Annotated in this window: 22 protein-coding genes; 6 read left to right on the top strand and 16 right to left on the bottom strand. The window is 62.7% G+C overall.

Going from position 1 to position 24,546, the window contains the following annotated elements:
* Nucleotides 1-78: 78 nt before the first annotated feature.
* Entirely contained in the window at nucleotides 79-2,418 is a 2,340-nt protein-coding gene (locus tag QOV41_RS07180) for an ATP-dependent helicase (RefSeq protein WP_284580466.1), read from the top strand.
* A 63-nt stretch (nucleotides 2,419-2,481) separates the two neighbouring features.
* Entirely contained in the window at nucleotides 2,482-2,799 is a 318-nt protein-coding gene (locus tag QOV41_RS07175; RefSeq protein ID WP_284580465.1) for a heavy metal-binding domain-containing protein, read from the top strand.
* Here the strand turns inward: QOV41_RS07175 and QOV41_RS07170 are convergent.
* Entirely contained in the window at nucleotides 2,796-3,086 is a 291-nt protein-coding gene (locus QOV41_RS07170) for a putative quinol monooxygenase (protein ID WP_284580464.1), read from the bottom strand. The genes QOV41_RS07175 and QOV41_RS07170 overlap by 4 nt on opposite strands.
* A 117-nt stretch (nucleotides 3,087-3,203) precedes the next feature.
* Here QOV41_RS07170 and QOV41_RS07165 point away from each other — a divergent pair, with 117 nt between their 5' ends.
* On the top strand, nucleotides 3,204-4,073 hold the full coding sequence (locus tag QOV41_RS07165; protein ID WP_284580463.1) for a 50S ribosomal protein L11 methyltransferase: 870 nt from the start codon (nucleotides 3,204-3,206) through the stop codon (nucleotides 4,071-4,073).
* 120 nt (nucleotides 4,074-4,193) lie between these two features.
* Here the strand turns inward: QOV41_RS07165 and QOV41_RS07160 are convergent, their stop codons facing one another.
* Nucleotides 4,194-4,325: a hypothetical protein gene (locus QOV41_RS07160; protein WP_284580462.1), complete on the bottom strand. Its 132-nt coding sequence runs from the start codon at nucleotides 4,323-4,325 to the stop codon at nucleotides 4,194-4,196.
* Nucleotides 4,326-4,445: 120 nt separating this feature from the next.
* Nucleotides 4,446-4,580: a hypothetical protein gene (locus QOV41_RS07155; RefSeq protein ID WP_284580461.1), complete on the bottom strand. Its 135-nt coding sequence runs from the start codon at nucleotides 4,578-4,580 to the stop codon at nucleotides 4,446-4,448.
* Nucleotides 4,581-4,691: 111 nt separating this feature from the next.
* On the opposite strand from QOV41_RS07155, the gene QOV41_RS07150 reads away from it, so the two are divergent.
* The gene (locus QOV41_RS07150; RefSeq protein ID WP_284580460.1) at nucleotides 4,692-6,509 is read left to right on the top strand and encodes an aminopeptidase P family protein; all 1,818 of its coding nucleotides are present in this window, start codon (nucleotides 4,692-4,694) and stop codon (nucleotides 6,507-6,509) included.
* A 6-nt stretch (nucleotides 6,510-6,515) separates the two neighbouring features.
* Here the strand turns inward: QOV41_RS07150 and QOV41_RS07145 are convergent, their stop codons facing one another.
* From QOV41_RS07145 to ftsZ, 7 genes are all read right to left on the bottom strand, one after another.
* Nucleotides 6,516-7,016: a hypothetical protein gene (locus tag QOV41_RS07145; protein WP_284580458.1), complete on the bottom strand. Its 501-nt coding sequence runs from the start codon at nucleotides 7,014-7,016 to the stop codon at nucleotides 6,516-6,518.
* Nucleotides 7,016-8,296, bottom strand: coding sequence for a hypothetical protein (locus QOV41_RS07140; RefSeq protein WP_284580457.1), 1,281 nt, complete (start codon nucleotides 8,294-8,296; stop codon nucleotides 7,016-7,018). The genes QOV41_RS07145 and QOV41_RS07140 overlap by 1 nt, the downstream gene beginning before the upstream one ends.
* A 21-nt stretch (nucleotides 8,297-8,317) precedes the next feature.
* A complete protein-coding gene (gene ligA / locus QOV41_RS07135; RefSeq protein WP_415926750.1) occupies nucleotides 8,318-10,495 on the bottom strand; it encodes an NAD-dependent DNA ligase LigA in 2,178 nt (725 codons plus the stop codon).
* A 147-nt stretch (nucleotides 10,496-10,642) separates the two neighbouring features.
* A complete protein-coding gene (recN, locus tag QOV41_RS07130; protein ID WP_284580456.1) occupies nucleotides 10,643-12,313 on the bottom strand; it encodes a DNA repair protein RecN in 1,671 nt (556 codons plus the stop codon).
* A 99-nt stretch (nucleotides 12,314-12,412) separates the two neighbouring features.
* Nucleotides 12,413-13,258 carry an outer membrane protein assembly factor BamD gene (locus QOV41_RS07125; protein WP_284580455.1) on the bottom strand — a complete coding sequence of 282 codons (846 nt, stop codon included), beginning with the start codon at nucleotides 13,256-13,258 and terminating at the stop codon, nucleotides 12,413-12,415.
* A gap of 84 nt (nucleotides 13,259-13,342) precedes the next feature.
* Nucleotides 13,343-14,299, bottom strand: coding sequence for a UDP-3-O-acyl-N-acetylglucosamine deacetylase (gene lpxC, locus QOV41_RS07120; RefSeq protein ID WP_284580454.1), 957 nt, complete (start codon nucleotides 14,297-14,299; stop codon nucleotides 13,343-13,345).
* 108 nt (nucleotides 14,300-14,407) lie between these two features.
* Nucleotides 14,408-16,081 carry a cell division protein FtsZ gene (gene ftsZ / locus QOV41_RS07115; RefSeq protein WP_284580453.1) on the bottom strand — a complete coding sequence of 558 codons (1,674 nt, stop codon included), beginning with the start codon at nucleotides 16,079-16,081 and terminating at the stop codon, nucleotides 14,408-14,410.
* A gap of 208 nt (nucleotides 16,082-16,289) precedes the next feature.
* On the opposite strand from ftsZ, the gene QOV41_RS07110 reads away from it, so the two are divergent.
* Nucleotides 16,290-16,757, top strand: coding sequence for a VOC family protein (locus QOV41_RS07110; protein WP_284580452.1), 468 nt, complete (start codon nucleotides 16,290-16,292; stop codon nucleotides 16,755-16,757).
* 50 nt (nucleotides 16,758-16,807) lie between these two features.
* On the top strand, nucleotides 16,808-17,623 hold the full coding sequence (locus QOV41_RS07105) for a hypothetical protein (protein ID WP_284580450.1): 816 nt from the start codon (nucleotides 16,808-16,810) through the stop codon (nucleotides 17,621-17,623).
* Here the strand turns inward: QOV41_RS07105 and ftsA are convergent.
* Genes ftsA through QOV41_RS07075 form a run of 6 tightly spaced genes read right to left on the bottom strand, consistent with a single transcriptional unit; the run spans nucleotide 17,620 to nucleotide 24,456 of the window.
* Nucleotides 17,620-18,933 (bottom strand): cell division protein FtsA, encoded by a 1,314-nt coding sequence (ftsA, locus tag QOV41_RS07100; RefSeq protein ID WP_284580449.1) that lies wholly within the window; start codon nucleotides 18,931-18,933, stop codon nucleotides 17,620-17,622. The two genes, QOV41_RS07105 and ftsA, sit on opposite strands and share 4 nt — an antisense overlap.
* A complete protein-coding gene (locus QOV41_RS07095) occupies nucleotides 18,930-19,817 on the bottom strand; it encodes a cell division protein FtsQ/DivIB (protein ID WP_284580447.1) in 888 nt (295 codons plus the stop codon). The genes ftsA and QOV41_RS07095 overlap by 4 nt, the downstream gene beginning before the upstream one ends.
* Nucleotides 19,805-20,725 (bottom strand): D-alanine--D-alanine ligase, encoded by a 921-nt coding sequence (locus QOV41_RS07090; RefSeq protein WP_284580445.1) that lies wholly within the window; start codon nucleotides 20,723-20,725, stop codon nucleotides 19,805-19,807. The genes QOV41_RS07095 and QOV41_RS07090 overlap by 13 nt, the downstream gene beginning before the upstream one ends.
* A gap of 40 nt (nucleotides 20,726-20,765) precedes the next feature.
* Entirely contained in the window at nucleotides 20,766-22,184 is a 1,419-nt protein-coding gene (murC, locus tag QOV41_RS07085) for a UDP-N-acetylmuramate--L-alanine ligase (RefSeq protein WP_284580444.1), read from the bottom strand.
* Entirely contained in the window at nucleotides 22,181-23,296 is a 1,116-nt protein-coding gene (gene murG / locus QOV41_RS07080; RefSeq protein ID WP_284580442.1) for an undecaprenyldiphospho-muramoylpentapeptide beta-N-acetylglucosaminyltransferase, read from the bottom strand. The genes murC and murG overlap by 4 nt, the downstream gene beginning before the upstream one ends.
* The gene (locus QOV41_RS07075; protein WP_284581211.1) at nucleotides 23,293-24,456 is read right to left on the bottom strand and encodes an FtsW/RodA/SpoVE family cell cycle protein; all 1,164 of its coding nucleotides are present in this window, start codon (nucleotides 24,454-24,456) and stop codon (nucleotides 23,293-23,295) included. Before QOV41_RS07075 ends, murG begins: the two co-directional genes overlap by 4 nt.
* Between the last annotated feature and the right edge of the window lie 90 nt (nucleotides 24,457-24,546).

Genomic DNA, 24,546 nt, shown 5'->3' with positions numbered 1-24,546 from the left:
TTGCAACGAGAACAAAATAAGATTCGTGCATGTGCTGCGCCGCCCTGGTCGCCTGCGCGGCACCGACAAAGGCAGGTAATGGCCGGACAAGCCAACCCTCTTGAACGCCCGTCTGCCGGGCCGATCACCAGTCAGTTGAACCGGCAGCAGGCGCCGGATTATCTGGCAGGACTCAATCCGGAGCAGCGCGAGGCGGTGTTGCAGACTGAGGGTCCGCTGCTGGTGCTGGCTGGCGCTGGAACGGGCAAGACGCGGGTGCTGACAACGCGCATCGCGCACATGTTGTCCCAGCGCATGGCCTGGGGCAGCCAGATTCTGGCGGTGACCTTCACCAACAAGGCTGCCAGCGAGATGAAGAAGCGCATCCATGCGCTCGTGCCGAGTCTCGATGGCCTACCCTGGATGGGCACGTTCCACTCCATCTCAGCGCGCATCCTCAGGCAACACGCCGAACTGGTGGATCTGAAACCAGCCTTCACCATCCTGGATACCGACGACCAGATCCGGCTGATCAAGCAATTGCTGGCCGCCGAGAACATCGACGAGAAGCGCTGGCCAGCCCGCCAGTTCGCCGGCATGCTCGATGCATGGAAGAACCGCGGCTGGCTGCCCAAGGACGTGCCGGTCGCCGAAAGCAGCTATTTCGCCAGCGGCAAGGGCCATCGGCTCTATGCCGATTACCAGGCGCGGCTCAAAACTCTGAACGCTGCAGATTTCGGTGATCTGCTACTGGAGTGCATACGCCTCTTCCGCGAAAATCCGGAAGTGCTGGCCGAGTACCACCGCAAGTTCAAATACATGCTGGTCGACGAATATCAGGACAGCAACACCGCTCAATATCTCTGGCTGCGGCTCTTGGCGCAGGGCAAACCGGCCAGCGAAGCCAACATCTGCGTCGTGGGGGACGATGACCAGTCCATCTATGGCTGGCGCGGCGCCGAGGTGGACAACATCCTGCGCTTCGAAAAGGATTTTCCAGGCGCCAAGGTCATCAAGCTCGAGCGTAATTATCGCTCCACCGCCAATATCCTCAAGGCCGCCTCCACCCTGATCGCCTTCAACGAAGGGCGGTTGGGAAAGACGCTGCATACCGACATTGCCGAGGCGGGCGAGCTTGTATCGTTCACCCAGGTCTATGACTCCGAAGAGGAGGCCCGAACTGTCGGCGAGGAGATCGAGCAGTTTCAGCGCCAGGGCGAACCTCTGAACTCAATGGCGATCCTCGTCCGCGCCTCCTTCCAGATGCGTGAGTTCGAAGAGCGCTTCATCACGCTCGGGCTCAACTATCGCGTTGTCGGCGGCCCGCGCTTTTATGAGCGCAAGGAAATTCGCGACGCGCTGGCCTATCTCCGGCTGGTGGCGCAGCCGGCGGACGACCTAGCCTTCGAGCGCATCATCAATGTTCCCAAGCGGGGCTTGGGCGACACGACCGTCAACATGCTGACCGCGACAGCACGACACCAGCATGTGCCACTGCTGCAAGCCGTGCGCATGATGGCGGAAACCGAAGACCTCAAGCCCAAGCAGCGCACGACGTTGCGCGCCCTCGTGGCCCAGTTCGACGATTGGTCCTACCGCGCCGAGACCCTGCCGCCCTACCAGCTTGTTGAGCTTATCCTGGAGGAAAGCGGCTATATGGACATGCTGACGGCGGACAAATCCGCCGAGTCCGAGGGCCGCAAGGAAAACCTCAAGGAACTCAGCCGCTCCATGGAAGAGTTCGAGACCCTGGGAGGCTTTCTCGAACACATCTCGCTGGTCATGGACCGCGATAGCGCCGACGCAAGCGATGCCGTCACCATCATGACGCTGCATTCCGCCAAGGGGCTCGAGTTCGACACGGTGTTCCTGCCCGGCTGGGAGGATGGCACCTTTCCCAGTCAGCGATCCATGGATGAAAGCGGCCGCGCGGGGCTCGAGGAAGAGCGCCGGCTCGGCTATGTGGGCATCACCCGCGGACGCAAGCGCGTGCGGATTTCCGCCGCGCAGAACCGGCGCATACACGGCCTCTGGCAGTCAGCCATCCCGTCCCGCTTCATCGATGAACTGCCACCCGATGCCGTTGAAGTCACCGACCGCGGCTCGGCCTATGGCGGTTATGGCTATGGTGGCGGCGCGACCAGCCGCTTCAACAAGGCCGATCCATTCGAAAGCGTCTATGAGACGCCGGGCTGGCAGCGTGCCCGGGCCCAGCAGGCCAGCCGCAAGGGCGCCGGTCCCATGACCATCGAAGGCGAGCTGGTCGCCCGCTCGGTGGATCTGGGTGGCGACCACTCCGCCTTTGCGCTGGGTGAACGGGTATTCCACCTCAAGTTCGGCTATGGTGAAATCAGCGCCATCGAAGGCAACAAGCTGACCATCGATTTCGAAAAGGCGGGCCGCAAGAAGGTGCTGGAGAGCTTCATCAAGAAGGGTTAGCGGCACGCGCCCTCGCAGACGCTGTCGCGCACCCTATATGTGGTCTATTCCAAGGAGGACCACATGATCATCTCGACCACGCCTACTCTCGAAGGCCGCCCCGTCCGCGAATATCTGGGGCTGGTCACCGGCGAAGTCATCGTCGGCGCCAATATTTTCCGCGATCTCTTCGCCAATATCCGCGACATCGTCGGCGGTCGGGCGGGCGCCTATGAGGGCGCGCTGCGCGACGCGCGGCGGCAGGCCTATGAAGAGCTCGAATATGAAGCGCAGCGCATGGGCGCCGACGCGGTCGTGGGGGTAGATCTCGACTACGAGGTGGTCGGACGCGAGGGCTCGATGCTGATGGTCTCGGTGTCCGGCACCGCCGTCAAGCTCTAGAACCCGACACCGCCGAGCGGCTCGGTTTCGAACCGCTCGCCAAACCCGGCGATGATCGGCCGCGCCTGGGCGATCATCGCCTGCACATGGGGGAGCTGCAGCGAGGCCGCGTGGCTCTCCCGGCTATCCCAGACCTCGGTGATCCAGATGCCGTCTTCGCTCGCCGGGTCACGCGCAACGATGTAGCTGAAGCAGCCGGGCATTGGCTGTTTATTGTCGAGGAGAATGGCCAGCAACTCTTCCCGCTTGCCTGCTCTCGCCAGCATCTTGCCGATCAAGCCATACATATCTGCCTCCCCGCCGCACTCACCAAGCATATACCACCGCGGCGGAGCGGGGATAAGGTGCATTGACGGCGGCGAAGCCTTTGCGCGACAAGGCGATGAAATCCCGAGGATGCCGCCATGCCCATCGACCAAGTTTCCGTGCCGCTCACCAAGGACCAGGCCTATGCGCTGGTTGATGCGGTGATGGAGCGGGACGACCTGGCGCTGACCGCCTCCGCGCACGAGAACGAGGAGACGGGCGAATGGGTTTTCGAAGCCACTTGCGATAGCCCGCCCGACCTTGAATCGTTCAATGAACTTGTCCGGCAAACCCTTGGCGGTACCGTGGAACTGTCGGTTGAGCCGATCGACCCGGAGGTCAACTGGGTGGCCAAGTCGCTGGAAGGCCTGGCTCCGGTGATTGCCGGGGGGTTCTACGTCTATGGCAGCCACGAGTCAGGTGCCGTTCCCGACGGCCTCACGCCCATGAAAATCGATGCGGCGCAGGCCTTTGGCACGGGCCATCACGAGACGACGACTGGCTGCCTAGAGGCGATCGACGCGGTGCTGAAGCGCCGCCGCCCCCGCCGCATGCTTGACGTCGGCACCGGCACCGGCGTCCTCGCCATCGCCCTGGCCAAGCGCACCCGCAACGTGGTGCTGGCCAGCGACATCGACCCGGTCGCGGTGCGGACGACGATTGAAAATGCTGCGGAAAATGAAGTCCGGGATCTCATCGTAGCTTTTGAGGCGACGGGGATGGACCACCCCACCATCAGCCGCAATGGCCCTTATGACCTGATCGTCGCCAATATCCTGGCTGGACCGTTGCAGGCGCTGGCGCCCGATGTCGGCGCGGCTGCGGAAAAGGGCGGAAATGTCATTTTATCGGGCATTCTCGAGCAGCAAGCCGATGCCGTGCTGGCTGCCTATGTCGCCGCTGGTATGGAGCTGGTGCAGCGGCTGCAGCGCAAGGACTGGACCACGCTGGTGCTGGAAAAGCGGTAGCATTTCGCCCCGTAGCGCTAGCAGACTGTCCACCGTGACAACAGCAAACTGCAGGCAAGCAAAAACCCCGAACTTGCGTCCGGGGTTGCTCATATCGTCAGCAGTAACCCTGCAGCTGCCTTACGGGCGCTTGGTAAACGCACCGATCAGCTGGTGCTGCATGCGGTAGCTGACCTGGCGGGTCGATTCCCGGCCGCGGGCGTCGATGACGGCTCCCAGCGCCTTGCGGAAATCGTTCTTGCTCTCGGTCATTCTAGTCTCCATGCGGTTGACGGCGACTCCTTGCCACCGTCGAGTAGGGTTCTACGTCACTTGCCGGCTGGCAGTTAGAGCCTAGTGCTCAAACCAGCCCTGCGATCGGCGCAAAGCCCGTTAGCGCTTCGTTAATTTCCCGTTCAGGTTCGGGTGCTCGCGCTCAAAACGCTCCACGTAACGCTCTGCCTGACGGGTGCGGCCTTCCACGATTGCATCGAAGGCACGCTTGAGGAAATTCTTGTCCTGGCTCATCTCTTGCTCTCCTTGCCGATGCCCTTAAGGTAGGCGCGATCGACCAAAACGCCATGCCCAAACCCACAAGCCAGCCATGACCGGAGCGCGTACTCCGGCGCCAGGATTTCCATGACCAGCCCGACCTTCCCCCCTGCCCTGTTCCAGAGTTTCGAGGAGAAGGCTGACCCCAGCCAGGTGGCGCCCCGCGTGGAGGCCCTGCGCGCCGAGTTCGCGGCGGCAGGTGTCGACGGCTTCCTCATCCCGCGAGCCGACGCGCATCGCGGCGAATCGGTGCCCCCCGGGGAAGCACGGCTGGCCTATGTCACCGGTTTCACCGGATCGGCGGGCGTCGCGCTGGTGGGCAAGGACAGGGCCGCACTGTTTGTCGACAGCCGCTATACCCTGCAGGCCCCGGCGCAGACCAACACGGAGCTGGTAGATGTGCTCTCATCGGATCGGGGCGGCATCACCGCCGAAGCGCTCCGTTACGTGCCCGAGGGTGGCTCGCTGGGCTATGATCCCTGGCTGCACACGCCCGGTGAGGTGCGTGACATGGAAAAACTGCTTGATGGACATGCAAAGCTGGTCCCAGTCGCCAATCTGGTGGACCGGATCTGGAGCGATCGGCCTGGGGCGCCGGTCAGCACCATCGAGTTTTTGGGACACAATCGGGCGGGCAAGACCACCGCAGACAAGATCGCCGAGATCAGCGAAGGCCTGGGCAAAGCCGACGCCGCCGTGCTGACGCTGCCCGAGTCGATCTGCTGGCTTTTCAACATGCGTGGTCGGGACGTGCCAAATACGCCTTTCGTTCTCGGCTTTGCCATCGTCCAAAAGGACAGCAGGCCAACGCTCTATCTCGACAGCGGCAAGATCACCCCAGACCTGCGGCAGGCGTTGGAAGGTCTTGCTGACATTTCTCCCAGCCAAGACTTCGCGGCGGCGCTTTCTCAGCTTGGGCGTGATGGCAAAGGCGTCCAGATCGATCCGGCTAGTGCCCCTGCTGCTGTGGCTGAAACGCTTGCCCAGGCTGGCGCCAAGCTGATCGAGCAGCGCGACCCGGTGCTTCTGCCCAAGTCGCGCAAGAACGAGGCCGAGCTGGCCGGCATGCGCGAGGCGCACAAGCTGGACGCAGTGGCGCTGGCCAAGTTCCTCGCCTGGTTCGACGCGGAGGCGCCAGCGGGCAAGCTCACAGAGATCGACATCGTTACGGCGCTCGAAGCCTTCCGGCGGGAGGAAGAGAGCTGCGTCGATGCGAGTTTCGACACCATTTCGGGCGCGGGACCGAATGGCGCCATCGTGCACTACCGGGTGACCAGCAAAACCAACAGGACGCTCAGGCCCGGCGAATTGATGCTGGTCGATAGCGGCGCGCAATATCTGTCCGGCACGACCGACATCACCCGCACCATGGCCACGGGAACACCGACAGTGGAACAGCGCGACCGCTTCACGCGCGTGCTCAAGGGTATGATCGCCATTTCGATGGCCCACTTCCCCAAAGGCACCACAGGAGCACAGATCGATGTGCTGGCGCGGCAGTTCCTCTGGCAAGTCGGCCAAACCTATAATCATGGCACCGGCCATGGCGTGGGCGCTTATCTCGGCGTGCATGAGGGCCCGGTGGGCATTGCGCCGCGTTACGCGACCCCGTTCGAAACCGGCAATGTCCTCTCCAACGAGCCGGGCTATTACAAGGCCGGCGAATATGGCATCCGCGTCGAGAACCTGATCGTCGTTCAAGAGAGCGAGGCGGCTCCGGGCTACCTCGACTTCGAGACCTTGACGCTGGTGCCCATCGACACAAGGCTGGTCGACGTGGCCCTGCTCACGCAGGCAGAGCGGGATTGGCTCAATGCCTATCACCAGATGGTTTGGCGTGAGATCGGACCGCTCGTGACCGGCGATGTGAAGCTGTGGCTCGAAGGCGCGACTGAAGCGATCTGACGCCGCCTAGAGCGGCGCTTCCGGATCGCGCAAATAGTCCGATAGCCGCCACTCAGAGCCGCCATCAAAGCCGGGCAGGATAATGTCGTCGACCTTCCAGCCGGCGGCTCCCTCATCCACAAGTTCAAAGCGGATGGAAAAGTTCTCATGCCCGGTGGCCTGCACTGTACTGGCCGCGCGATCACCCTTGATCTTGGGCGCGCCAACGTCGAAGTCCATTCCGCCTGAATCCTGGCCGTAGATGAAGGGCGAGAAATCGAGCACGCCGATATCCCCTGGAAGTACGTCCGCATTGGCCGCTGTATGAAGCGACATGAGGCGAGCGGAAAAGCTCTCTATCTCGTCGAATGCGGCGTCAGCGTCGTAGGTCTCCCAGTCCTCCGACGCTTCGATTTGCGCGTAGATGGCGTCGAGCAGCGCCTTGGGGCTACCAAAGGTCGGGATCGGGGCAGCGGCGGCCGGCAAGCACAAGGCCAGGGCGAGCGCGAGACTTGCAAGGAAGCGCATCAGTTGAACCACAGAGCATAGGTGAGCCATTGAGTGCCGAAGACGCGGTTGGCTTCGGCGAAGCTTTCGGCGTCAGCGATGGGGCCGTCTCGCAGGAATGGCAGAGCGCCGAGGCCGGTGAGAATCATCACCACATCAGTAGTTTCAGCCGTTTCGAAATAGGCGCGGAGATCGACTCCCTGATCGAATCGCCAATGCGGCACCAGTAATTCACCCGCGAGCACCCGGTCGACCGTGTCCAAAGTCGCCATCCAGGCGGCGACGGTTTCCTCGGTGACTGGGAGGCTTTTGACCAGTGAGGTCTGCCGAGGAGACGGCACCATCTCGCGGTTGTCGTCGGTCTCGGCGAGGATCGCGTCCCAGTTCCGGCGGGAGAGGGCCGAGATGGATTGCAGGCGGCCTAGCACGTTGGCGAGGCGCGGATTGTCCTCCACGGGAAAGTTGAGAGTATGAACGGCCGCCAGGAGGTCGGCCAGGGCGGCGTCGCTCTCAGGACCTGAAAACAGGATTCCGCCGCTCGTGTGGTCGGCCAGAGGCAAGTCGGAGTCGGGGAAGACCCGGTGGAAATAGGCCTCGAACAGCGACTCGAAATCATGGGCGAGCGCCATGTCGAACTGGGCGGCAAAGACCTGCGTATAGCCGGCGAACCAGAGGGCATCGGCGCGGTCCAACCCCAGTGTGGTGTCCGCTGGCGGCACCGGGCGCTTGACCTTGCCGCTGGGCGGCGCGTCGGGGCTGGGGATATTGGCAAAGTCCTCCATCGGGCCGAGCAAGGCCGCCAGGGTCTCCCCCTGGGCGGCAGTGCCGTCGCCATCGAGATCCAGGCGCACGCGCAGCGGATCGAGCATAACGACATAGTCGCCGCGTTCCCCGCCCTGCAGGAACAGATCATGCGCCCTATCCAGGTCGGCCAAGGCGTCCTCCAGGACTGCGCGAAGCGCTTGGTAGGTGATCGGCTCCGGACGCGGGTTCGTCGGACCGGCCGGCGCTTCGGTCCCCATGCCCATCAGCAGGCCAGCCGAACCTAAATCGGGATTGCTGGCGCCATAGCGGTAGAGATCGGCGGTGAGCCCTTCCACGCCCTCCACCAGGGTCATAAGACCCGCAGCAAAGCACCCTTCCGCATCGCCGGCATTGCAGAGGGACTGCACAGCCGAGAGCCCCTTGGCGGCGGTGCCCTCATAAAGGTGGTGCTGGAGGAGATCACCCGCCTCCCCCGCTTGGGTCCCGCCGGGGAGAAAGAGTAGAGCGGCCAGCGTTGAGATCAGGGTCTTTTTCATGCACGCTCCGGAATAAGCAGTCTACTTGGCGACGCGCTCGAACCACTCGTCTTCGCTGATGACCTCAATATCCAGTTCCTCGGCCTTCTTGAGCTTGGAACCAGCACCGGGACCCGCCACCAAGATATCGGTGGCAGAGGAGACCGAACCGGCCACCTTGGCGCCCAGCCGTTCGGCCATAGCCTTGGCTTCGGAGCGGGTCATCTTCTCCAGCGAGCCGGTAAAGACCACCGTCTTGCCGGCCACGACGCTATCAGCAGAGACATTCACCACATAGGGACGGGGCTGGACTTCCCGGAGCAGGTCATCGAGGGCCTGGATATTCCGATCATTGCTGAAGAACGCCATGATGGAGGAACGAACCGTGTCGCCGATGCCGCTGATCTGGGGGAAGATCGTTGCTGCGTCCCCACCCGAATGGGTGGCGCCGACCGCGACGCGGCGGAATTCCTCGATGGTGCCGAACTCCTTGGCCAGCAGCGCCGCTGTGGTTTCCCCCACATGGCGGATTCCCAAGGCATAGATAAAGCGGTCGAGCTCCGGCTCACGGCGGGCATCGATCGCATCGAACAGTTTTCGGACAGATACGGCGCCAAACCCCTCCACATCCTTGAGCTTCTTGACCGAACGCTCGTCACGGGCCCGGAGGGTAAAGATGTCGGCGGGCCGGGCGATGCGGCCCTCGGCGTAGAACTGGGTGACCTGCTTGTCGCCCAGCCCGTCAATATCCAAGGCGTCGCGCGCAACGAAATGCTTGAGGTTTTCGACCGCCTGAGCGGGGCAGATCAGCTCGCCAGTGCAGCGGCGGACCGAATCGAGCTTGCCGGTTTTTTCGTTGAGCTCGCGCACCGCTTCCGAACCGCAGGCGGGGCACTGGTGGGGAAACTCGAACGGCACCGCGTCTGCCGGACGCTTGTCGAGCACCACGTCGACAATCTGGGGGATGACGTCCCCTGCCCGCTGCACGATCACCGTGTCACCGACCCGCAGGTCGACCCCGTTCCGGATCGGCTCGCCCGAATTGCCGATGCGCTTGATGTAGTCCTCGTTGTGGAGCGTGGCATTCTCCACCACAACACCGCCGACCGTTACCGGCTGCAGGCGCGCGACGGGCGTCAGCGCACCGGTGCGACCGACCTGAATGTCGATGGCGGTAAGCACGGTGGTCGCCTGCTCGGCGGGAAACTTGTGCGCGATTGCCCATCGCGGCGCGCGGGCGACAAAGCCCCAGCGCTGCTGCAGGTCGAGCCGGTCGAGCTTATAGACCACCCCATCGATATCGTAGCCGAGCGTGGCGCGCTGTTCCTCGATCCGGCGGTAATGCGCGAGCAAGTCCTCGACTTTCTCAGTCCGGATCATCAGGGAATTGGTGACAAAGCCCCAGTCCTTGAACTTCTGGACGGCCTCGAATTGCGTCGGCGCCGGCGGCTGGGGATTGCCGCTGCCATCCTCGGCGATGCCCCAGCCATAGGCATAGAATTTGAGATTGCGGCTGGCAGTGATCTTGGGGTCTTTCTGGCGCAACGAACCGGCGGCCGTGTTGCGCGGATTGACGTAATCCTGTCCGCCATATTTGGCTGAATGCGCCTTAAGCCGCTGGAACTCGGCATGAGTCATGTAGACTTCGCCGCGCACTTCGATCACTGCGGGCCAGTCTGAGCCAGCGAGCTTCTCAGGTATGTCAGCGATGGTCTTGAGGTTTTCGGTGATGTCCTCGCCCACCGTGCCGTCGCCACGCGTGGCACCCCGCACGAAAACGCCGTTTTCGTAGCGGAGCGAGGCCGAGAGCCCGTCGATCTTGGGCTCGGCGGTGAAGCACAGGCGCATCTCGGGATCGCGCGCGAGGTCCTGGGCGAAGAACTTGCGACCGCGATTGACGAAATCGGCGACGTCCTCATCGGCAAAGGCATTGCCGAGGCTGAGCATGGGCACGCCGTGACGGACCTTGGCGAAGCCCTCCGAAGGGGCCGCGCCCACAGCGGTCGAGGGGCTGTCCATGCGGACCAAGGCGGGAAAACGTTCCTCGATCGCCACATTGCGGCGACGCAGCGCGTCGTACTCCGCATCGGTGAGCTCGGGCGCGTCCTTCTGGTGATAGGCGACATCAGCCCTGGCGATGGCGTCGGCCAGCCGAGCCAACTCGGCCCGGGCCTCGTCTTCGGTGAGTTGCTCCACGGGGATGTCAGGCAGATTGGTCATCTTGGCTCACGCCTCGTTATCGTAGACCTCATCCTGAGCTTGTCGAAGGAAGAGGTTGCGGCCGCTGAGCTGACGACCTCGTGGTTCGACAGGCTCACCATGAGGTCTACCGAAACAGCAGGGTCCGCGCCACCACTCTGTCAGCCGCTAATGCACCTCGCTAAGGAGCTTGCTGGCTGCCGCGCGCGCCTCATCGGTGACGGTGGCGCCGGCCAGCATGCGGGCCACTTCCTCCTGCCGCGCACCGGTATCGAGGGGCTTCACATGCGTGCGCATGAAGGCACCCTCTTTGACCGCCTGCTTTTCGATAAGGAGGTGCCGCTGGGCCCGGGCCGCGACCTGGGGCGCATGGGTGACGGCGAGCACTTGGACCTTATCGGCCAGCCGCGCGAGCCGCCGGCCGATGGCATCGGCAACTGCGCCTCCCACCCCGGTGTCGATCTCATCGAAAATCAGCACCGGCGCCGAACCGCGATCGGCGAGCACCACCTTGAGCGCCAGGAGGAAACGGCTGAGTTCGCCGCCCGAGGCCACCTTGAGCAAGGGGCCGGCGGCGGTGCCAGGATTGGTCTGCACATGAAAGGCGATCTGGTCGATGCCCGAAGCTGCAATCCGATTTGCATCGACCTGGTGATCGACGATGAAGCGGGCCGAGCCGAGCTTGAGATCAGGCAGCTCGGCGCCGACGGCTTTGCCAAGCGCCTTGGCGGCCTTAGCGCGACCGGCACTCAGCGTCTCGGCTGCCTTGCGATAGGCTGCAAGCGCCTTGGCTCGGGCGGCCTCCAGGGCGATCAGGCGGGTCTCGCCGCTTTGGAGGGTATCGAGGTCGGCAGTGTATTTGACAAGAACGGCGGGAAGTTCGTCGCAACTGGTCTGATGCTTGCGGGCCGCGGCGCGGAGGGCGAACAGGCGCTCCTCGACGGCTTCGAGCTCGGCCGGATCATAGGCCATTTCGCGCTTGAGGTCCTCCAGCGCATCCGAGACGCGGTCGAGCGCCACCAGCGAAGCATCAATGGTGTCGACCACCGGCTGGAAAAGTTCATGGCCGCCATCGATCTTGCGCATCAGGCGGCGCATGAGGCTGGCGAGAGCGGGAGCCGGCGCCGCCGTGCCGTTGATGACGTCATCGATCTCGCCGACGTCGGAGGCGGAGCGTTCGACCTGCTGCAAGTGCTGCCGTCGCTCGGCCAGTTCCTCCTCCTCCCCTGCCTGCGGGTTGAGTTTGGAGAGCTCCTCGACGGTGTGGCGGGCGTAGTCCTCGGCGGCGAGCGCTTCGGCGACCAGCGCCTTCTGGGCGGCAACGGCCTCCTGCGCGTCAACAAGATCCTGCCAGCAATCGCGCACCGCGCTGGCCTTGACCTCGAGCTCGCCAAAGGCGTCGAGCGCCGCCCGATGGGTGGCGACGTCGACCAAGGCCCGGTCGTCGTGCTGGCCGTGGATTTCGACGATCTGGCTGCCCACCTTCTGCAGGAGGGCGGCTGAAACCGGCTGGTCATTAATGAACGCGCGGGTGCGGCCATCGGCGAACTGCACGCGGCGCAGAATCACGTCTTCGTCGTCGGGGATGGCATTGTCGCGCAGGGCAGCACGGGCTGGATGATCGGCGCCCAATTGAAGCACCGCCACCACCTGCCCGCTCTCCTGTCCGCTCCGAACCAGCGAAGCATCCCCGCGGCCGCCAAGGGCCAGGGTCAGCGCGTCGAGCAGGATGGACTTGCCGGCGCCCGTTTCACCGGTCAGCACCGTCATGCCCTCGTCGAGCGCGAGGTCGAGTTGATCGATAAGGACGATGTTGCGAACTGAAAGGGCGTTCAGCATTCCCGGATCATTCCCAGAAGTGGCGGCGACATCATAAGCAAAGGCGCGCCAGCAAGCTAGCGCGCCTCAGAACAAATCAGCAACACTCAGGACTGTTTTTTAGGTCCGGTGTGCCGCCATCCAACTGCCCGAGTTCATCTCGGGAGCCAGCCCCTGCTTGCCCAGCAGCGCGAAGGCCTGCTGGTACCAGCTGCTCGAAGGATAGTTATGGCCCAGGACGGCAGCCGCAGTCTTGGCCTCATTGGTGAGGCCCAGGAGCAGATAGGCCTCGGTGAGACGGTAGAGTGCCTCCTCGATGTGGGTCGAGGTCTGCCACTGCTCGACAACGGTGCGGAAGCGGTTGATGGCTGCCGTATGCTGGCCGTTACCAAGATAGTAGCGCCCAACCGACATCTCCTTGCCAGCCAGGTTGTCATAGGCGACCAGCAACTTCTCCTTGGCGTCGGCGGCATATTCCGAGCTGGGATAGTTATTGATGATCAGGGTGTAGGTGTCGATCGCATCGCGCGAGAGCTGCTGGTCCCGCGTAATGTCCTTGATCTGGGCGTAATAGGAATTGCCCTTGAGGTAGAGGACGTAAGGCACGTCCTTGCCGCCGGGATAGAGCGCCACGTAGCGGTCGGCCGCCAGGATGGATTCGTCGAACTTGCCCATGCGATAGTTCGCAAAGACCTGCATCAGCTTGCTCTTTTCGGTCAGCGGATCGCGCGGATGCTGCCGGTCGAGCTTTTCGAGAGTGGTGATCGCGGTCTGGAAGTACTGGCGATCCATGTCGTCCAGCGCCTTCTGATAGAGCGCAGCGGCGGGAACGATCGGCTCTGCCTTGACCTTGGGCGGTCCAAACAGATTCATGCCCGAGCAGCCGGCCAGCACCAAAGCGACCATGCCCATGGCGAAGAAGCGCGAAGCCCGGCTGGCGAGCCCACTAAAAGCGTCAAGTGTCACGAGGTGCCCCGTCCTTCCAAAATCCACACTTGCGTGCGGCGTAGTTAGCAATTGGATCGAAACTGTGGCGCAGCACTGCGGCGCTCAGCGCACCGCGCGCAGATAGGCGTTGACCGGCAACCCCTCGGGCTGATCGTCGAACGCCTCGAACTCCAACGGCAGATCCTCGGCACCAACTATCTCATAGTTGGCCTCGCTGGAGAAGAGGCCGGCCAGCACATGCGCGTTCAGCGCGTGGCCACCCTTGTAGGAGCGGAAACGCCCCCAGATCGGCAGACCGCCCAGGGCAAGATCGCCGATGGCGTCCAACAGCTTGTGGCGCACGAACTCGTCTTCGTAGCGCAGCCCGCCCGGATTAAGAACGCGGTCCTCATGGACGGTGATGGAGTTATCAAGGCTGGAACCCAGCGCGTATCCAGCCTGGCGGAGCACTTTAGCGTCAGCAGCAAAGCCAAAGGTACGAGCGAGCGACACATCGTCGTAGAAGCGGCGCGGCGTCCAATCGAAGATCATACGCTGACGCCCAATGACCGTCGAATCGAAGTCGATTTCGAGGTCGAGCGAACGGCCGTTATAAGGCTCGAGCGCAGCGAAGGCATCGTTGTTGCGCACGGTAACGGCGCGGATGACCTTGAGGAACTTGCGTTGGGCAGGCTGAATCGCCAGGCCCACCTTGAGAATGGCCTCCGCGAAGGGGCGCGCGCTGCCGTCGAGAATCGGGCACTCAGGACCGTCCAGTGTAATCAGAGCGTTGTCGACACCCATCCCTGACAGCGCCGAGATCACATGCTCGATGGTGGCGACGCTGACACTGTCGCCCAAATCGAGAGTGGTGCACAGCGTCGTGCGGCTGACACGCGAAAAGTGTACCTGAACGGGCTTGGTGGTGGTGCCGTTACCGAGTTCACGGCAGATGATGAAACCACTATCCGGCGCTGCGGCACTGAGGCTCAGGGTCACCGGTTGGGCACTGTGCACGCCGTAGCCGGAGAAAGTCAAAGACGCCGCAAGTGTACGCTGGCGCGTGGCTAGTTTATTCATACTGGTTTACTCCGACCCATGCTCGGCAGCACTGATGGTGTGTTAGCCAAAAAAAACTCGGCGCGAAAGCCGCGCCGAGTGTCGTTTCAGGAGCTCACTTGAGCCGTCCTACCCGTGCTTGCGCAGGAAGGCCGGAATTTCGAGGTGCTCTTTTTGTGGCGCCGCAGCCGGTTGACGACCCTGTGCGTCGAGCTGACCACGGGCGCCGTCCACAGGAGCGGAAACCCGCGAAGTCCTTGCGCCACCTGCCTCAATGGCGTTGCGAGCAGCGGCATCATCGCCGGCAGCATAGACCGGCTCAGCGCGTTCAACAGGCTGCTGCTGACCCAGGCTCAGACCCACATTGGAAGCGAGGCGCTTGAAGAGGGCACGCGCATTGCGGGGTTCGCCGTTCTGTGTTTCCTCAGCCTGTTGTGTCCGGCGAGCAACAACGGGAAGCTCCTCCGTGCGGGGCATACGACGCTGACCATCGGGACGCGCGACCTGAGAGGGCACATAAGCGCTCGGAACAGGTGTGTCCTCGACGTGAGTCGGCTCTTCTTCATGCATGCTTTCGGCAGCAGGGATGAAGGGCTCGACGAAAACACCGTCGTCTTCATGAGCGTGCTGCTGAGGAGCCGGCGCGTCGAAGTGGATGGCCTCGGCAACGGCTGCCTCGACCTGGTGCTCGATCTCTTCCTGCATAACGACGGGAGCTGAACGCTCGGCAGTCTGGCGCTCGGTGGCGACGCGGGTCGGCTCGACCGGCACATGGCGGCGGACTTCCAGCGGCGTGCGTGAGGCGTGCGGCTTGGCGGGCTCGAGTGCCTGCACCATGGTGGCGTCGGTACCGGTCGCGACAACGGAAACGCGGATCGTACCGGTCAAGTTCGGGTCGTAGGTAGCGCCCAGAATGATATTGGCGTCGACGTCGACTTCCTCGCGGATGCGGCTGGCGGCCTCGTCCACTTCATAGAGGGTGAGGTCGGGACCACCGGTGATGGAGATCAGCAGGCCACGGGCACCATGCATCGACACATCGTCAAGCAGCGGGTTGGCAATGGCCGCTTCCGCAGCGTGGCGGGCGCGGTCTTCACCGGAGGCTTCGCCAGTACCCATCATCGCCTTGCCCATGCCGCGCATCACGGCGCGCACGTCGGCGAAGTCAAGGTTGATCAGGCCTTCCTTGACCATCAGATCGGTGATGCAGGCGACGCCGGAGAACAGCACCTGGTCGGCCATGGAGAAGGCGTCGGCAAAGGTGGTCTTCTCGTTGGCGACGCGGAAGAGGTTCTGGTTGGGAATGACGATCAGCGTATCGACGTGCCGGTGCAGCTCGTCGATGCCGTCTTCGGCCAGACGGGCACGACGATTGCCTTCGAAGTTAAATGGCTTGGTCACCACGCCAACGGTGAGGATGCCCTGCTCGCGGGCAGCGCGGGCCACCACAGGCGCTGCGCCAGTGCCGGTGCCGCCACCCATGCCGGCGGTGATGAACACCATATGGGAGCCGGAGAGGTGGTCATTGATCTCGTCCCAGCTTTCTTCAGCGGCAGCGCGACCCACTTCGGGGTGCGATCCGGCGCCGAGGCCCTCGGTAACACCGACGCCCAGCTGGATGATGCGCTGCGCCTTGGAAAGCGCAAGAGCTTGAGCATCCGTATTCGCGACGACGAAATCCACGCCATCGAGGCCGGACTCGATCATGTTGTTAACGGCGTTGCCGCCTGCGCCGCCGCAACCGAAAACGGTAATGCGGGGCTTCAGTTCCTGGATGTCCGGGATTGTAAGATTGATGGTCATGACTGAACCCATGGTGGCGTGTTGGTAAATATTTACGCCGCCATTCGTTAACCGGAGCCTAACAATTGTCTCAGCGGTGTTAACGTGAACGCAAAATGCGACACCAACCGGTTACGAGTTTGATGCTTCTTTAACTATGCCAACTTGGAGTGTCGAAACTGGCGCTGCGAAATCGTCGTGCATGCATCAAGTCACACGGAGAAGCGAAATGACCAAGATCATGCCCTGCCTCTGGTTCGACGATCGCATCGACGAAGCCATTGATTTCTATACTGCTACCTTCAAGAACGCCCAAGTGCACGACACGGTGCGCCACGGTCCCGACCAACCCGCCTTCACCGCCATCCTGGAGCTCGAGGGGCAGAAATTCTTGCTGCTCAATGGCGGTGATAAAGCCAATCGACCGTTCACCGAAGCAATCAGCTTCGCCATCGAAACCGATGGACAAGAAGAGACCGACTATTTTTGGGAGCGGCTGACCAGCGGCGGCGGCGAGGAAAGCATGTGCGGCTGGTGCAAGGACCGGTTTGGGCTGTCCTGGCAGGTGACACCCAAGCAACTTCCCCAGGCGTTGACCGGGCCAGACAGAGAAGGCGCGCAGCGGGCCATGCAAGCCATGATGACCATGCGCAAGATCGATGTGGCCGCCATAGAAAGAGCCTATGCGGGAACATGATTGCCCTTGCACCCGTCCCCTGCGCAGCTAGGCTGCGCAGGGAGGAAGCGATGAACCACAGCGAGCTGATCGACGCTGCCAAGGCAGCTCTCGAGCCCCTTGAGGCAGTGCGAGGCCTTTTTGTCGGCGGCAGTCTGGGGCGTAGTGCGGGCGATGAGTGGAGCGATGTCGATCTTGTCGCCGTTGCTCAACCAGACCAGCAGAGATGGCTTGCCGATCAATGGCGTTCGCTCTTTGAGCAGATCACGCCGGTGGTCTTCTGGAACGAACTCCACCGCGATGGCCTCATTCTCAATGCGGTCACTCATGAATGGCTGCGGTGTGATCTGGTCCTTACGGACCCCACGCGCTTCAGGGGGCGAGCCCAAAACCTGCTACAGCCTTTGATCGATCGGGACGGGCTCTATGGCGCGCTTCCGGCAAGCTTACCAGAAAAGACGCCGAATGCCGGCAGGGTGTACTATCTGATCAACGAGTTCATCCGCGTGCTGGGGCTGACCCCAGTGGTGCTTGCCCGCGGGGAGTATGTGACCGGGGTGATGGGCACGGGGCTCCTTCGGGACATGGTCCAGGGACTTTTCATGGAGGAAGTATCGCTGCCCGACGCCGGTGGCATCCTCCACCTCTCCACGCTGCTCACACCCGAACAGATGTCAATACTTTGCTCGCTCCCCTACCCTGCGCCGAGCCGGAATGAAGTGCTTCACGCCAGTATTGGGGTCACCAAGGTGTTCCTGCCATTAGCGAGAGGCATGGCCGGCCGGCTGGGTGTTGTCTGGCCGAGTGCTTTCGAGGCGGCAACGCGCCGGCACCTCATCGACACACTGGGCGATGAGGTGGACCTGAGTTGGTGGATGGCCAGCTAGAAGCTGGTCTTGAGCCAATTACCCACGCGGGCGAAGTAGCCGTCTGTTCCGGTCAACTTGCGCGTGCCCCGCGGCTCCACATATTCCTGCGCGCAGATCTGCGGGTAGATGAGCATGCCGGCAACGGTCGCAAAAGCTGCGCCCTTGGCCATCTCCGGCAGACCGGCGATACCCATGGGGCGGCCGTTGCGAACGTTGCGGGCGAGCGTCCGGCGCGCCACTTCGGGCAGGCCGGTCATTTCGCTCGCGCCGCCGGTCAGGACGAACCGGCGGCCACACACGTCCATCATGCCGGTGGCCTGCATACGGTCCCGCACGGCGGTGAGAATTTCCTCGATGCGCGGCCGCATGATGCGGGTCAGCACCGAACGGGCCACCTGCCCCGGCGCCTCGTCGTGGGAGGCACCGACCGGCTGAATGGGGATCATGTCCCGCTCGTCGGCTTGTCCCGGCAGCACGGAGCCATAGAAGGTCTTGAGCCGCTCGGCGTCGGCAACGCTGACCGAGAGCTGGCGCGCCAGATCCAGTGTCAGGTGATGTCCACCGATGGCAATCGCGTCGGCATAGACCAGATGACCGTCATTGAAGACTGAAACGGTGGTGGTCGCACCGCCAAAATCGATGCAGGCGACGCCCAGTTGCGCTTCGTCGTCGACGAGGGTGGCAAGACCCGCGGCATAGGGCGTGGCGATCAGCGCTTCAATCTGCAGATGGCAGCGGTGGAGCACCAGTTCGAGATTGCGCATGGCAAGCGTTTCCGAGCTGACCACGGCAACATCGACGCCGAGCTTTTCGCCCACCATGCCCTTGGGATCGCGGATGCCCCTCTGGCCATCGATCGAGTAGCCGATCGGCAAGGCGTGGATGATCGAGCGTTCGGGCCGCACCGACCGTTCGTTGACCGCGCGCAGGACGCGATGGATATCGCTCTTCTCCACTTCCTGGCCGCCCAGCGAGACAGCTGCCGAGAATGTCTCGGAGCCAAGCCGGCCGGCCGTCACGTTGACGATGACTGACTCCAGTGTCAGCCCGGCCGCGCGCTCGGCCATGCCCACCACGGTGCGAATGGCGTGCTCGGCCTTTTCAATATCGGTGACGACCCCGCTCTTGACCCCGGCGGAAGGACCGTAGCCGAAGCCGATGACGTCGGCCTGGTGCGTCCGTCCCTTGAGCGACTTGCCTTCCGGGCGTGGGGTCAGGCGGGCGATCACGCAGCATATTTTGGTGGAGCCGATGTCGAGCACGGCCACCAGAGTGGTTTTGCCCGGCTGTACGGGGCGAAGCCTGGACGTCATGGCATCGGTCATCATGGGGAGGTGGTTTCTTGGTCTTCTTCGGTGGGGGTCGGCCTGACCGCCACGATCCGGTCGACCCGGAGGTCGATGATCGTCACGTCGCGATCAAGCAATTGATAGTCAGCCTGGTAGCTGTGGAGGCGGCGCAATGCCTGAGCGACGCCCAGTTCAGGCAATTGCACGCGCAATCCGGTGTCATAGATGAGATCCCAGCGGCGGTCGGCAATGCGCGAGAGCGCCACCAGATCCTCCTTGAGCACGGGAAACTGGTCAAGCGCGCGGATCATCACCATGGCGTCGTCATTGGCACCATCGCCGACCACCAGCGGTAGGTCGCCATAGGCGCCCCGATCTTCCCCGATCTGTTCACCGCTGCCGTCGACCACAAAGGTGATGCCATCCACACGCCAGCGCGCCACCGGAACCTTTTCGGTGATGGTGACGACAAGATCGCCCGGATAGGTCTTGCGAACGGTCACCGCATCCACTGCCGGCAGTTCGGCAATACGTTGGCGGGCCGCTTCAACGTCAAACTCGAGGGTGGAAGTGTGCGGCTCAACACCCAGCGCATCAAAGATCGCCTGCTCGCTGGTGAGCGCCTGGCCCGAAATCGAGATTTCCCCGATAGCAAGGCCAACTGCAGCGAAGCGACCCTGAATAGCCTCTCCGACGATGGCACCACCGTCCAGAATTGGTTCACGCACCTGGTAAACCAGACCCAGGCCCGCAACGACCGCCAGTGCGGTTGCCGCACGCAAAATACCGGTTCGGTGGAGAATCCAGGCCCGCCCGATATTGCCGGCGAGTTTGCGGCGCGGTGAGCGGACAGGAACAGGCAGCGCCCGCGGATCGACCAACCGCGCGCCAGCGAGAAAGGCCTCGCTCTTTACCTGTTGCAACTCGCGTCCTCCACCATCCAGGAGACCAGTTCTTCATAGGAGTGCCCGGCATAGAGAGCCTGTTCGGGCACCAGCGAAGTCGGCGTCATCCCCGGCTGGGTGTTGATTTCCAGGCAGACAAGTTCACCGTCCTCGCCTGCTGCCTCGTTGTAGCGAAAGTCCGTTCGCGTCACGCCACGGCAGCCGAGAGCCGCATGAGCGGCCAGTGCCATCTTCTGTACTTTGTCGTAAATTTTTGGTTTCAGTTGCGCGGGAATTATGTGGTTTGACCCGCCGTTAGCGTACTTTGCCTCGTAATTGTAGAAGCTGAGGTCGGTCACGATGTCGGTGACGCCAAGCGCCACGTCGCCCATCACGGCGCAGGTCAGTTCGCGACCGGGAATGTACCGCTCGGCCATCACCACCTCGCCGCAATTCCAGTCTTCCCTTAGGATCTCCTGTGGCGGGTGCGATGTACCAGCCTTGACGATGAAGACCCCGAAGCTCGAGCCCTCGGAAATGGGCTTGAGCACATAGGGCGGCGCCATGACATGGTCGCGCGCAGCATCCTCGCGGCTAACGACCACATGGTCGGTGACGGGCACACCGGCAGCCTTGAGCACGATCTTGGCCTGGTGTTTGTCCATGGCCAGGGCCGAAGCGAGCACCCCGGAATGGGTATAGGGGATCTGCAGAAGTTCGAGCAGACCTTGCACCATGCCGCTTTCACCGAAGGGGCCGTGGAGCGCGTTGAAAGCCACATCAGGCTTGAGCTGGGTAAGTACCTGCGCGAGATCGCGGCCGACATCAACTTCGGTGACGGTGTAACCCGCCCGGCGCAAGGCGGCGGAGCACTGGGCACCTGAAGCGAGAGAAACGGGGCGTTCGTTGGACCACCCACCCATCAGGACAGCGACGTGTTTAGCCATGCTCAGCCAGCTCCTCTGCAAGCATTCCTGTGGAGGTCGATCATTCCGGCTGCTGTCCGGTCAGCGCACCCAGTTCGGTGGGAAGGCTAATGGCCCATTGCGTAATGTTGCCGGCGCCCAGGCAGACCACATAGTCGCCCTTCTCTGCCCGGCTGGCGATCAGCGCCGCCAGATCCTCCGGCTTGTCGAGCACCCGAGCATCACGGTGTCCGCGGGCACGAATGCGAGCGGCGAGTTCCTCATGGGTCACACCGGGGATCGGCTGCTCGCCGGCTGCATAAACGGGCGCCACAACAACTGTGTCGGCGTCATTGAAGCAGGCGGCGAAGTCATCGAAGAGATCGTGCAGGCGCGAGTAGCGGTGCGGTTGCACCACGGCAATAACGTCGCGCTTGGCCGACTGGCGCGCCGCGCGCAACACCGAGGAAATCTCTACAGGGTGGTGACCGTAGTCGTCGATGATGGTGACACCACCAACAACGCCCGTCTTGGTGAAGCGCCGCTTGACGCCGGAGAAGCCCTTGAGCCCCTTGCGGATGGCCTCGGCGGGGACATGCAACTGGTCGGCCACCGCAATGGCTGCAACCGCATTGAGGGCATTGTGCTCGCCGGGCATGGGCAATTCCAGCCCATCGATGCGCAATTGCGTCTGCCGGATGCGGTCGCGGATCTCGACTGAAAAGCGCTGCACGCCGTCGATGTTCTCGAGGTCCACAAGGCGAACGTCGGCTTGCGGATTGCGGCCATAGGTGATGACGCGGCGGTCGCGGATGTCCCCGACCAGCGCCTGCACTTCGGGATGGTCGAGACACATGACGGCGAAGCCATAGAACGGCACATTTTCGACGAATTGGCGGAAAGCGCGCTTCACGCCGTCGAAGTCGCGATAATGATCGAGATGTTCGGGGTCGATATTGGTGACGACCGCTACGTCGGCGGGCAGTTTGACAAAGGTCCCGTCGCTCTCGTCGGCCTCCACCACCATCCACTCGCCACCACCCAGCCGGGCATTGGTGCCATAGGCATTGATGATGCCGCCATTAATGACGGTAGGATCAAGATTGCCGGCGTCGAGTAGCGTGGCCACCAGGGTCGTGGTCGTGGTCTTGCCGTGAGTGCCGCCAATGGCAATGGCAGTCTTGAACCGCATGATCTCGGCCAGCATCTCGGCGCGTCGCACGATCGGCAACGCCCTCGCCCGCGCCGCCACCAGTTCGGGATTGTCCTTCTTGATGGCCGTGGAGACCACGACGACTTCGGCGGCGCCAAGATTGTCGCCGCTTTGCCCGATCGCAACCTTGATGCCCATGTCGCGCAAACGCTGCACGTTCGGGTTGGCGGCAGCATCGGAGCCTTGCACGGTGTAGCCCTGGTTATGCAGGATCTCGGCGATGCCGCTCATGCCGATGCCGCCGATCCCGATAAAATGGACCGGTCCAATGTTGCGCGGCATCTTCATAGTTTGGCTTCCATTTCGCTCGTTCCCTTGCCTGCGAGCATCTCGGCAATGTCAGCGAGTTTCTCTACGGCGCGGGGTTGCCCCAAGCTGCGGGCCGCAGCGGCGGCCTTGGTCAGCGCATCAGGGGTGGTTAACAGGTTCGTGAGGCGAGTGCACAGAGATTGCGGCGTGAGCGTGGCCTGCTCTTCTATCCAACCGGCTCCCGCGGCCTCGACCACAAGGGCGTTGTTCTTTTGGTCCGCGTCCAGGGCACCGGGGAGCGGCACAAGGACAGTGGGCCGGCCAAGGACTGTGACTTCTGCAATGGTCGAAGCACCGGAACGCCCAATAACCAGGTGGCTCTGCGCCATGCGTTCGGGCAAATCGCCAAAGAACGAGGCAAGTTCGACATTGATCTTGGCCTGCCGGTAGACCTCGGCCACTCGATCAAGATCCTCTGCACGGCACTGCTGCACGATACGAAGGCGCTGGCGCAAAGGCTCTGGCAGGAGCGCAATGCCCGCCGGTACAATGTCCGACAGAGCCTTGGCACCCTGACTGCCGCCGAAAACGACGAGGCGGATAGGCCCATCGCCTCCCAATGATGGGTAAGGCGTGTTGGCGACCGCGCGGACACGGTCTCTGACCGGGTTGCCGGTGAGAACGGTGTCGAGGCTCAGCGCATCAGCGAATTTGGTTCTGGCAAAGCTCATCGCCAGCATGTCTGCGAATCGGCCGAGCGCACGATTGGCACGCCCCATCACCGCGTTCTGTTCGTGCAGTATGCCGGGGATTCCCAAGAGGCTCGCGGCAACAAATGGCGGGAAAGTGGGGTAACCTCCAAAGCCGACCACGCAATCAGGCTTGCTGGCGCGCAGCTTGCGAAAGGCAACGGCGATACCACCGGTGATCTTGGTTCCCGCGCTGACGAACTTCAGCGGATTGCGCAGCGATGGGGTGGCTGACGGCACGATGTGGATCGTGCTGGCAGGAAAGTCCGAGCCGTAGCTTTCGACCCGGTGGTCGGTCATCAACTCGACGGTGTGGCCACGCCGCACCAACTCCTGGGCCAAAGCCATTGCCGGGAAGAGATGACCTCCCGTACCGCCAGCGATCAGAACGAACTTCTTCATTCTGCGGGTGCCACGACGGCACTACGGTAGCCGGGAAGTCCAGTAGCCATGCGCTCTTCGGGTTTGGTGCGCGTCAGCGCCAGCATCAGTCCCATGCCGAACGCGACTGCAATCATTGAAGTTCCGCCGTAGGAAACGAAGGGCAAGGTCATGCCCTTGGGCGGGATCAAATTTAGGTTCACCGCCAGATTAATGCCCGACTGCATGGCAAACTGAACCGCCAGTGTCGAAGCTGCGAGCCGAGCAAAGAGGCTCGCCTGCCGTTGTGCGCCGAGCATTGCGCGGATCACGATAAAGGCGATGAGCCCCACCAGCACCATGCAGAACAGGATGCCGAACTCACCCGCCGCGGCCGAAAAAACATAGTCGGCATGGGCGTCGGGGATGAGCTTTTTGGCAATCGACTCACCAGGACCACGACCAAACCAGCCGCCCTCGAGCAGCGACTGCAACGCGCGGTCGATCTGGTAGGTGTTGCCGCCGCCCTCCGGGTTAATGAAGGTATCGATACGGCGGGAAAAGTGGGGGAAAAAGAAGTAGGCGCCGACCAACAGCCCGGCAGCGGCACCTGCCAAACCAAAAATGATCCACCAGGAAATGCCCGAGATAAAGAGGAGGATCGCCCAGGTGGCCAGCACCAGCGCCGTCTGGCCAATATCGGGTTGGAGCAGGAGTGCCGCAACAATGGCAAACATGATGCCCGTTGCCATAATCCGACCGGGCACATTACGGTGGACCATATATTCCGAAACCAGCCATGCCCCGATGACGGCGAAGGCGGGCTTCACAAATTCGGAGGGCTGGATGGACTGGCCGGCCAGTGAAATCCAGCGCCGGGCGCCCTTCACCTCGGAGCCGAAGCGCAGCGTCGCCCAAAGAAGAAGGACGCTGATGACCAGCGTCACTAGGGCTGCGATGCGCGCCTGTCGATGGTTGAGCAGCGAGGTGGCAAGCAGCACTGGCACGGCCAGGAGGCAAAAAATGGCATGCCGGATAACGAAGTGCCATTGCGAGAGGCCGATACGCTCGGCCACCGGAGGGCTGGCAGCGAAGCTCAGCACCATGCCACAGGTGAGGAGGAGGATGAGCGCGCCTAGCAGCTCCCGGTCAACCGACCACCACCATTCGGCCAAGGGCGTTTTTTCGGCACGGGAGAACATCATGGGCAAGCCCGAACAACTCGATACAAACTAGAGCGAGTTGTAGCAGCCCGATGGTTACCGATTTGCCAAGCGCAGTTGCGTTCTGCG

Source organism: Devosia sp. RR2S18 (assembly GCF_030177755.1).
Taxonomy (GTDB): domain Bacteria; phylum Pseudomonadota; class Alphaproteobacteria; order Rhizobiales; family Devosiaceae; genus Devosia; species Devosia rhizosphaerae.
The sequence above is the reverse complement of the archived record's forward strand: the minus strand, read 5'-3'. Positions and strand labels throughout refer to the sequence as shown.

Bases quoted from the DNA above. Each gene is read 5' to 3' on its own strand.
- QOV41_RS07160 (WP_284580462.1), bottom strand. From the start codon at position 4,325: ATGACCGAGAGCAAGAACGATTTCCGCAAGGCGCTGGGAGCCGTCATC.
- ftsZ (WP_284580453.1), bottom strand. From the start codon at position 16,081: ATGACCATCAATCTTACAATCCCGGACATCCAGGAACTGAAGCCCCGC.
- QOV41_RS07075 (WP_284581211.1), bottom strand. From the start codon at position 24,456: ATGTTCTCCCGTGCCGAAAAAACGCCCTTGGCCGAATGGTGGTGGTCG.
- QOV41_RS07145 (WP_284580458.1), bottom strand. From the start codon at position 7,016: ATGCGCTTCCTTGCAAGTCTCGCGCTCGCCCTGGCCTTGTGCTTGCCG.
- QOV41_RS07140 (WP_284580457.1), bottom strand. From the start codon at position 8,296: ATGAAAAAGACCCTGATCTCAACGCTGGCCGCTCTACTCTTTCTCCCC.
- QOV41_RS07090 (WP_284580445.1), bottom strand. From the start codon at position 20,725: ATGGCTAAACACGTCGCTGTCCTGATGGGTGGGTGGTCCAACGAACGC.
- QOV41_RS07110 (WP_284580452.1), top strand. From the start codon at position 16,290: ATGACCAAGATCATGCCCTGCCTCTGGTTCGACGATCGCATCGACGAA.
- ftsA (WP_284580449.1), bottom strand. From the start codon at position 18,933: ATGATGACCGATGCCATGACGTCCAGGCTTCGCCCCGTACAGCCGGGC.
- murC (WP_284580444.1), bottom strand. From the start codon at position 22,184: ATGAAGATGCCGCGCAACATTGGACCGGTCCATTTTATCGGGATCGGC.
- recN (WP_284580456.1), bottom strand. From the start codon at position 12,313: ATGCTGAACGCCCTTTCAGTTCGCAACATCGTCCTTATCGATCAACTC.
- lpxC (WP_284580454.1), bottom strand. From the start codon at position 14,299: ATGAATAAACTAGCCACGCGCCAGCGTACACTTGCGGCGTCTTTGACT.
- QOV41_RS07175 (WP_284580465.1), top strand. From the start codon at position 2,482: ATGATCATCTCGACCACGCCTACTCTCGAAGGCCGCCCCGTCCGCGAA.
- QOV41_RS07165 (WP_284580463.1), top strand. From the start codon at position 3,204: ATGCCCATCGACCAAGTTTCCGTGCCGCTCACCAAGGACCAGGCCTAT.
- ligA (WP_415926750.1), bottom strand. From the start codon at position 10,495: ATGACCAATCTGCCTGACATCCCCGTGGAGCAACTCACCGAAGACGAG.
- QOV41_RS07155 (WP_284580461.1), bottom strand. From the start codon at position 4,580: ATGAGCCAGGACAAGAATTTCCTCAAGCGTGCCTTCGATGCAATCGTG.
- QOV41_RS07170 (WP_284580464.1), bottom strand. From the start codon at position 3,086: ATGTATGGCTTGATCGGCAAGATGCTGGCGAGAGCAGGCAAGCGGGAA.
- QOV41_RS07150 (WP_284580460.1), top strand. From the start codon at position 4,692: ATGACCAGCCCGACCTTCCCCCCTGCCCTGTTCCAGAGTTTCGAGGAG.
- murG (WP_284580442.1), bottom strand. From the start codon at position 23,296: ATGAAGAAGTTCGTTCTGATCGCTGGCGGTACGGGAGGTCATCTCTTC.
- QOV41_RS07180 (WP_284580466.1), top strand. From the start codon at position 79: ATGGCCGGACAAGCCAACCCTCTTGAACGCCCGTCTGCCGGGCCGATC.
- QOV41_RS07105 (WP_284580450.1), top strand. From the start codon at position 16,808: ATGAACCACAGCGAGCTGATCGACGCTGCCAAGGCAGCTCTCGAGCCC.